At 47.6% G+C, this 7016-nt stretch carries 8 protein-coding genes; 2 read left to right on the forward strand and 6 right to left on the reverse strand.

Annotation, left to right across the window (positions count from 1 at the left end; genetic code table 11):
• Positions 1 to 72 precede the first annotated feature (72 nt).
• Positions 73 to 1029: a polysaccharide lyase family protein gene (locus tag L4C42_RS21520; RefSeq protein ID WP_353500065.1), complete on the forward strand. Its 957-nt coding sequence runs from the start codon at positions 73 to 75 to the stop codon at positions 1027 to 1029.
• Between the two features lie 70 nt (positions 1030 to 1099).
• Here L4C42_RS21520 and L4C42_RS21525 read toward each other — a convergent pair whose 3' ends face one another.
• From L4C42_RS21525 to L4C42_RS21550, 6 genes are all read right to left on the reverse strand, one after another.
• Positions 1100 to 1762 carry an HAD family hydrolase gene (locus L4C42_RS21525; RefSeq protein WP_353500064.1) on the reverse strand — a complete coding sequence of 221 codons (663 nt, stop codon included), beginning with the start codon at positions 1760 to 1762 and terminating at the stop codon, positions 1100 to 1102.
• Position 1763: 1 nt separating this feature from the next.
• The gene (locus L4C42_RS21530; protein ID WP_429761728.1) at positions 1764 to 2783 is read right to left on the reverse strand and encodes an ABC transporter ATP-binding protein; all 1020 of its coding nucleotides are present in this window, start codon (positions 2781 to 2783) and stop codon (positions 1764 to 1766) included.
• The gene (locus L4C42_RS21535; protein WP_418643019.1) at positions 2780 to 3520 is read right to left on the reverse strand and encodes an ABC transporter permease; all 741 of its coding nucleotides are present in this window, start codon (positions 3518 to 3520) and stop codon (positions 2780 to 2782) included. Before L4C42_RS21535 ends, L4C42_RS21530 begins: the two co-directional genes overlap by 4 nt.
• An 82-nt stretch (positions 3521 to 3602) precedes the next feature.
• Complete coding sequence (locus L4C42_RS21540) at positions 3603 to 4496, reverse strand: ABC transporter permease (protein WP_353500061.1); 894 nt, start codon at positions 4494 to 4496, stop codon at positions 3603 to 3605.
• The gene (locus L4C42_RS21545; RefSeq protein ID WP_353500060.1) at positions 4493 to 5299 is read right to left on the reverse strand and encodes an alkaline phosphatase family protein; all 807 of its coding nucleotides are present in this window, start codon (positions 5297 to 5299) and stop codon (positions 4493 to 4495) included. The genes L4C42_RS21540 and L4C42_RS21545 overlap by 4 nt, the downstream gene beginning before the upstream one ends.
• Positions 5300 to 5325: 26 nt before the next feature.
• Positions 5326 to 6399, reverse strand: a complete 1074-nt coding sequence (locus L4C42_RS21550; RefSeq protein ID WP_353500059.1) for an ABC transporter substrate-binding protein — start codon at positions 6397 to 6399, stop codon at positions 5326 to 5328.
• 404 nt (positions 6400 to 6803) lie between these two features.
• Between L4C42_RS21550 and L4C42_RS21555 the strand changes: the two genes are divergently transcribed.
• A partial coding sequence (locus L4C42_RS21555) for a helix-turn-helix domain-containing protein (RefSeq protein WP_429760650.1) occupies positions 6804 to 7016 on the forward strand: 213 nt, incomplete at its 3' end.

Consider the following 7016-nt stretch of genomic DNA (forward strand, 5'->3'; position numbering starts at 1 on the left):
GTAAGTAATAAGCAAAGCTGCATTTTGGGGTACTTGTAGGGTGCCCGTTTTTTTCGTTTTAGGAAGTGACCTATGATGTATCACGCCAGAAAGCTTGCGCTTTCCACCCTTATTCCTCTTATTCTGACCGCTTGCGGTGGAAGTAGCTCAAGCAACACCAGCATTCCAAACACACCAGATATTGATGATTCCGGAAACTACTATGTACTGAGTAGCGCTTCACTAGTTTCGGATGGCTCAGCCAATATGGACACTTACGATTTGATTGAAAGTGTCCTTGGAGTGGGCTCTATCGAAGCGCCCGACCTGTATGGTGAGGACAACCATAGCGGGGTAAGACACATCACCGAGGACAGCGATAATCAGGTTGGCGACTATTTCCGCTTTACTATTCATCGCGACCTAGATGGCGATCGAGATACGGGTAAAACCGACCGCCAACGCAACGAAATTAAGGTGTACGATAAATCTAATGACTCACTCAAAGGCTTTATGGACACCATATTTGAGTACCGCTGGAAATTTCGAATTGACGAAGACCTGCGCGTCACCAACCACTTTACCCATCTTTTTCAGCTAAAAGCCGTATCTGATTTTGGTGATCCTGTTAGTCAGCCGTTAGTGACTATTACTGGCAACACTAAGAGCGGTGTCAGTGGCTTAGAAGTACGTCATGTGGATAGTCAGGATGCTAAGACCATGTTGCTTCATACCTCACAGCTAGGTATCGACTGGGCAACACAAATACAGGGACAATGGCTAGAAGTCTTTGTTCGTGCGCAGTTCAGTGAACAAGGCTCGCTGGAAATGTCGGTGACACCACTTGGCTCTGAAGCACCGCTGTTTACCGTCAATGAACAAAATATCGAGCTTTGGCGCTCTGGCAGTAACGGCAGTACCGTCAACTTCGTAAGACCCAAATGGGGTATCTATCGCTCTCTTAATGATAAAGCAGGGCTTAATGCTGGCGAAGACGAAGTCTGGTTTGCAGACTTAGAGGTAAAAGAAGTCCAAAAGATAGAACCATAATAACAGTCACAATAAACTCCGAGAGTCGTAATAAACGACCTTCGGAGCTTAAACGTCAGGTATCGATGGATTACAAAAACCAATGAAGCTGCTGCCAATCCTTCTTGTCACCGAGTGCTTTTAGCAGTGGACATGGGTTTACTAAATAAGCATGGTCAGCAAACTCACACAGTGGTCGGTCATTGATAGAGTCGGTATAGAAATGGATCTCCGAGTACTGCGTCATACTCTCTGTCAACCATTGTTCCAGCCTTGCGACTTTGCCTTCGCGATAAGTAGGAATGCCGTCGATTCGAGCGGTGTAACAGCCGCCTTCTTCCGCCAAATCAATCCCCATCGCTTCATCAATACCAATACGTTTACCAATAGCCGACACCAGAAAGCTCACGGATGCGGAGATGATTACCGTCTGAACATTATCACGCTTAAGCTGTGCAATCAGTGTGGCGGCTTGAGGAAATAAACGAGGCATTATCTTCTCGTCAATGCACTGCTCCACCAGCAAAGAGACCGTCTCTTTCGACACGCCAGCTAATGGCGACATGGAAAACTTTAAGTAGTCTTCCATATCCATATTACCCTGCGCGTAGAGTGCCATCAGGCGTTCGTCTTCTTTCAAAAAGTCAGGTGCCGTCGCTATCCCTTTTTCCACCAAGAATCGGTTCCAAAGCATGGCACAATCGGCATCAAGCAGCGTCTCGTCCATGTCGAATACATAAAGAGGATTAGACATTCTAGGCTCTCACAGGTTGAATTTCGTTTAGGTTAAAAAGTAGCTCTAATTGACTACCAACAGACAGCAAGCGCTCTGAGGATCGGTTGAGCAGATCAACAGTGAGTTCGCAATCATCCACATCCACTTGGTAGCGAATCACATTGCCAAGCAGTTGATGATTCTTAATGACCCCTGTTCTCGGAGCCGAAATGTGCTCACCATACTGACGTCCTTGCTCACGCACATAGATGGACTCTGGACGGATTGCGACTTTGCTGTTCACTTCGAGATCAAAGAGCGATTTGGCTTGTGCTGCTTCCACCAGATTATAGTGACCCATAAAACCGGCGACGAACTCATTCACTGGATGGGTATAAATCGCCTCTGGCTCGCCTTGCTGGACAATCTCGCCTTTGTTCATCAAGAAGATACGATCAGACATGATCATCGCCTCTTCTTGGTCATGGGTGACAAAGATAGTGGTCAGGTTTAGCTCTTTTTGGATAGTGCGGATCTGCTGGCGAAGGTTCTTGCGGATTTTGGCATCCAGCGCAGACAAAGGCTCATCCAATAACAAGATCCGCGGCTTGACCACCAAAGCTCTGGCAAGAGCAACGCGCTGCCTTTGGCCACCGGATAGCTGGTGCGGGTACTGCCTCTCTTTACCCGTCAATTCCACCAGGTCGATCACCTTGGTAACCTCGCGCTCTATCTCTGCCTTAGCCAGCTTTTGCATCTTGAGGCCGAACGCGATGTTTTCGGCTACCGTCATATTCGGGAATAAAGCATAAGATTGAAATACCATGCCGATGCCACGCTGCTGCGGTGCGGCGTGAGTGATATCGACACCATCCACTAAAACCTGGCCGCCTTCAACGGGATTGAGTCCCGCCAAACTGCGAAGTAACGTTGACTTTCCGCAGCCACTAGGTCCGAGCAGAGTAATGAACTCTCCCTTCTCAATCGTAAAGTCGATGTCTTCGAAAACCGTGTTATTACCAAATCGCTTGGTAAGATGACTAACAGATACGTAGCTCATGATTTGCCCTTTTGTTGTTGACTGCTAAAACGGCTGGCAAGCCATGTCAGTAGGAAGATAAAGAAAAAGTAAGTCATCACTAACGCAGAGGTAAAGTGACCGCTGGTTTGACGCATGTTATAGAGATAGATTTGCAGTGTTTCGTAACGTGTTCCCACCAAGATATTGGCGAACACAAACTCACCCAATAAGAACGAGAACGAAAGGAACAGCGACGCCAACAAACCCTTCTTCAAGTTCGGAACGATAATCAAGAGAAATGCCTTGGTTGTGCTTGCGCCTAATAAGTGAGCCGCATCCATCAAATCGTTCAAATTAATCGCTTCAAAACTGTTGGATATCGCGCGATACATAAACGGCAGCGCGATGGTGAAGTAGGTACCAATTAAGATCCATGGCGTACCGATCAAAGGCACCGCACTGTCGGCATAGATCTGTAATAGCCCTACTGAAGAGACCACAGGCGGTACAGCGAACGGCAACAAAATAAGCACGTTCATTAACTTGTCGAGTTTTGGAAAGTAGTAAAACACCACAAAAATCGCCGGTAGGATCAACACCACACTCAATGCTAGAGCCGCGAAACAGACCAACAGCGAGCGCCCAAATGCCGCAAGAAAACGTGAATCGGTAAGCAGTTGAATATACCAATTAAAGGTAAAGCCGTCGGGTAATATGGTGGCTCCCCAACTTGATGACAGGGAGTACACCAAGGTCGCGATAATCGGAACCAGCATCAGTCCAACGATTCCGTAAACAACGGCTTTATGATAGTAAGTACTAACATTGCTTGTTAGCTTTTTACTCACGAGAGATTTGCTATTTTGAAGCATGATAACTCCTCGACAATAGCCATTGATTGATAACCGTAATGAAGGCGAGAATCGCCATTAGAATCAAGGAAATGGCCGCCGCCAGATTCGGCTCAAGGAACAAATCACCCGATACTAAGCTTGCGATGCGCACGGTAATAACGTTGTAGTTGCCCGTGGTCAGCGCGTAGACACTGGCGTATGCGCCCATTGCGTTAGCAATCAAGATAATGAAGGTGCCAAGCAGCGCGGGAGACAGCACAGGTAGAGCAACCTGAGTCCAATACTGATGCGTTTTCGCACCAAGCAGCGCCGACGCTGACTGCCAATCATCTTGCAGCGCATCAAACGCGGGATAGAGCAGCAGCACACCCAGTGGGATCTGAAAGTAAATATAGATGACCAGTAGTCCCCATTTACCATAGAGATTGAACCCCTCAATCAAACCATACTGCTTAAGGAGCAACGTGACTGCACCGTTGACACCCAGAATAATGATGAAGGCGAACGCCAGAGGCACACCAGCGAAGTTACTGCTCATATTAGTAAAGGCAATAACACCATCGCGCAATCGGCTATCGACTCTGCGAAGCGATGACACCAATAACGCAGCAATGGCGAGACCAATCACACTCGACCATACCGACAACCAAATACTGTTGCTAAAGGCTTGAATCATGAAGCTGGAGTCAAATACCTCAAGGTAATTGTCCAGCGAAAACTCGCCATCGTATTGAAAGCTATTAAAAAACACCCAAACCATTGGGGCGAGCTGGAACAAATAGAAAAACAGCACAAAGGGCGCGAGCCAAAGCACGGGTTTAAAACGATTCCACAGAGACGCGCCCTGACGAGACTGCGTCTTGCCGTTGCTCGGCGTTGCGATTACTGAACTACTCATAACGCGATCATTTCCGGTGCATAAGGTTTACGATGCTCAAGCCCGAGAAGCTGACAACACAGTCCACAAAGCTCTGTTTGCTTCACGGTTGTGTCGGCGTGGGTAAAGGTATCACCAATGACAAACAGTGGGACTTCACGCTCTTCAGGCAAGATGCCGCCGTGCGAAAGGTCATCGTTCATACCGTGATCACTGGTCACCATGACTTGATAACCCGCATCAATCCAAGTACTGATGTAGTTGGATAGGTAAATATCCGCAGCGCGCGCGCTGTTTCGATATTGCCTCGAATCCAAGCCATGCTTGTGCCCTGCGTCATCGATATTCATTGGATGTATTAGGAGAAAGTCTGGATTGAACTGCTGTCTGAGTGATTCTGCGTCGATAAACAAAGCCTCATCAGGGTAGTGATCCCAATGATAGAAACGACCATGCTGAATGTTGAGTGATTCATCGTCGGTAAAACGGTCACGAACCGCATCATAAGGCGCTCGGTTATAGAGTTCACTCACCCAGTGATAAGCGGCAGCTGCCGTTACCTTGCCCTGCGATTTGGCTAGGCCAAAGATGGATTCTTGATTCGATAGGCGTACAATTTGATTATTAACAATGCCGCTCAGAACAGGTGGCACTCCAGTCAAAATGCACTCATAGAGTGGTCTCGACATTGATGGAAGCTCACACTGAATGGGATATAGGGTTGCTTTTTTCTGCTCGATTAAGCCGTTCAAGTAGCCCATGCAATCACGGGCTACTTGATAATTGAGACCATCGAGGACAACAAGAATGACCTTATTGCTCATACTTACCTCTTACTTAGGTTCTCAAATTACTGCTGATGGATAAGCACGTTTTCTTGCCACTGACGAGGTAGGCGGCGCGCTGATTTTTCCCATGCTTTAAAGTCAGTCACTGGGTGTACGTTGCCGTACTGGTCGTTTGAAATCAGCTTTTCTTGAATCGATGCAGGCAGCTCAACATTAGAGCGGATTGGGCGAGCGTAGCCCTCTGCAAGGTTGATTTGACCGCGGTCACTAAAGATGTGTTCACGAGCCAATTTAGCTGCGTTCGGGTTCTTCGCGTACTTGTTGATGATGGTTGTGTAGCCAGAGATAACCGAACCATCTTGTGGAATGTTAACGCTAAAGCGCGAACGGTCGATTTGGTCACGGTAGTTCAGCGCGTTGAAATCCCAAAGGAGAGCGACTTCGACTTCGCCTTTTTCCAGGTTCGCAATGCTTGGGTCAGTGAAGGATAAACGACCTTGTTTAGCAAGCTTCGAGAAAAACTCAATAGCAGGCTTAAGGTTTGATTCATCACCACCATTGGCGAATGCTGCGGCTAGTACCGCATTGTTCGCTTGCGCTGCAACACCTACGTCGCCGACAGTAACTTTATAATCACCTTCAAGAATATCTTGCCAAGACGTCGGTGCATCTTTTACTAGGTTGTTGTTTGAGATAAACGCGATAGTACCGGTATACGCCAAAGCCCAGTGGCCATCTTTGTCTTTCGCCCAATCAGGAATATCACTCCAAGTGGTTGGTTTATAAGGCTGCGTCACACCCTTTTGTACCGCTACGCGTGCAAACGCAAAGCCCACATCACCGATATCCGCTGTCGCATTTTTCTTTTCTGCTTCAAACTTAGCGATCTCTTGTGCCGAGCTCATATCAGTATCTTGGTGCTTCAAGCCGTAAGTGGACTCAAGGTCATTCCAAGTATCTTTCCAGTTTGCCCAACTATCTGGCATACCCACACTGTAAACCGCCCCTTCTTTTTTTGCCGCTTCGGTCAGTGCTTGCACACCGTCGTCAGCCATGGCAGTAGAAGAGATCGCCGCTGCAATCAGAGTAGCAGTGCCAAGTTTTGCGATACTTGCACGGTTAAGCAAAGTTTTCATTGTCTCTATCCTTCTGGACTAGGTCAGTAAGTTCACTTTTTATGCTATTTCGCGAATGTGACAATTTAGGGCAGAGTTTTTGACGGTTTTATGGAGGTTAAATGGCAGAAATGCGTCAGTTTGATGAAGGGAATAGGTGACGACCTTGCTCTCAACGTACGTCATTCCTGTGAAGACAGGAATCTACTTGAGGCTTGGAGTGAGCGTTGAGTAGATCTCTGCCTGCGTAGGCGCACGGCCAGTGAGATGACGACTATTGTGAGTGTGAAGAGCCAGCAACGCGCGTCATTCCTGCGCAGGCAGGAATCTACTTGAGGCGGTATTGACCGGGCTCATAGGTAACAGTTCTAACCAGGCACATGGGTAACAAGTGCTAATGTGTAAGCTTCGAAGAGGAGAAGCTTATGCCATGGGAAGAGACTTGCATCATGAGCCAAAGAGAACTTTTCATTGAAGATTGGCTTAGCCATCGATTTTCTATTAGCGAGCTGTGCCAGCGTTATGGCATAGCTCGTAAAACAGGCTACAAATGGATCAACCGTTTCCGCGAGCAAGGAATGACTGGTTTAGCTGACTTGAGTCGAGCTAGACATACCCATTCCAATCAAACGCCGGAC

Origin of the sequence: Vibrio wakamikoensis, assembly GCF_050337275.1 — a bacterium.
GTDB lineage: Bacteria > Pseudomonadota > Gammaproteobacteria > Enterobacterales > Vibrionaceae > Vibrio > Vibrio chaetopteri.

What these genes read in the sequence shown, in the direction of transcription:
- L4C42_RS21535 (WP_418643019.1), bottom strand. Translation starts at nt 3,520, where the DNA reads ATGCTGGTTCCGATTATCGCGACCTTGGTGTACTCCCTGTCATCAAGT.
- L4C42_RS21545 (WP_353500060.1), bottom strand. Translation starts at nt 5,299, where the DNA reads ATGAGCAATAAGGTCATTCTTGTTGTCCTCGATGGTCTCAATTATCAA.
- L4C42_RS21525 (WP_353500064.1), bottom strand. Translation starts at nt 1,762, where the DNA reads ATGTCTAATCCTCTTTATGTATTCGACATGGACGAGACGCTGCTTGAT.
- L4C42_RS21530 (WP_429761728.1), bottom strand. Translation starts at nt 2,783, where the DNA reads ATGAGCTACGTATCTGTTAGTCATCTTACCAAGCGATTTGGTAATAAC.
- L4C42_RS21540 (WP_353500061.1), bottom strand. Translation starts at nt 4,496, where the DNA reads ATGAGTAGTTCAGTAATCGCAACGCCGAGCAACGGCAAGACGCAGTCT.
- L4C42_RS21520 (WP_353500065.1), top strand. Translation starts at nt 73, where the DNA reads ATGATGTATCACGCCAGAAAGCTTGCGCTTTCCACCCTTATTCCTCTT.
- L4C42_RS21550 (WP_353500059.1), bottom strand. Translation starts at nt 6,399, where the DNA reads ATGAAAACTTTGCTTAACCGTGCAAGTATCGCAAAACTTGGCACTGCT.